Source organism: Propioniciclava soli (assembly GCF_014858005.1).
GTDB classification, from domain to species: Bacteria; Actinomycetota; Actinomycetes; order Propionibacteriales; family Propionibacteriaceae; genus Propioniciclava; species Propioniciclava soli.
On the sequence record NZ_JACYOT010000049.1, the window covers coordinates 1 to 805 of the forward strand.

At 66.7% G+C, this 805-nt stretch carries 1 protein-coding gene; it reads right to left on the reverse strand.

Annotated features, from left to right (window positions below; all coding sequences use genetic code 11):
• Positions 1-7: 7 nt before the first annotated feature.
• The coding region (locus IFY26_RS17530; protein WP_232550296.1) for an ISL3 family transposase at positions 8-805 on the reverse strand (798 nt) is incomplete at its 5' end.

Genomic DNA, 805 nt, shown 5'->3' on the forward strand with positions numbered 1-805 from the left:
CGGCTCTTCACGAAAGAGAGTGGATGAGGGGTCGGAATCCGCCTGCTTCGAGGAGTGATCTGAGCCGGTAGTTGACGAGGTTGCGGAAGCCGAGCGCGATGCCGCGGAGGTGTTCGAGCCGGCCGTTGATGGCTTCGGTGGGTCCGTTGCTGGAGCCGGGGTGGTCGAACCACGCCAGGATGTCGTCGCGTCGCTTTTCGAGTGTCCTGCCGAGTTGCGCGAGCTCTTCCAGCCCGGCCGGGACAGCGGTCTTGATCCGGTCGATCACCGAGGTGAGCAGCTTCTTCCCGACGTCGGCGTCGGGGTGTCGGTAGGCGTCGATGATGTCTTGGTAGGTCAGCCAGGTGACCTCGAGGGGGACTGCTTCATCGATGGCCCACAGTGCTGACAGGCGGGCCTTCTGCTTGTCGGTGAGTAGCGCCCGGCCGGTGCGCAGGGTACGTCGGGCCTTGTAGAGCGGATCATCGGCTCGGCCGCGGCCGCCGGTGAGTTCACGTTGGACGCGTTGTCGGGTGGCGTTCAGCTTGTCGCCGGCCAACGCGACCACGTGGAAGGGGTCCATCACGGCGGTGGCGTCGGGGACGGCTTCGGCGGCGGCGGTCTTGAAGCCGGTGAAGCCGTCCATCGCCACGATGGCGACCCGGGCCCGGAACTGGTCGGTCTGAGCCTCCAGCCAGGTCTTGAACGCCTTCTTCGAGCGACCCTCGACCAGGTCCAGCAGCCGGGCGGGGCCGGTGTCGTCCCGGATCGGGGTGAGGTCGATGATCACGGTCACGTACTTGTCGCCCTTGCGGGTGTGTCGCCA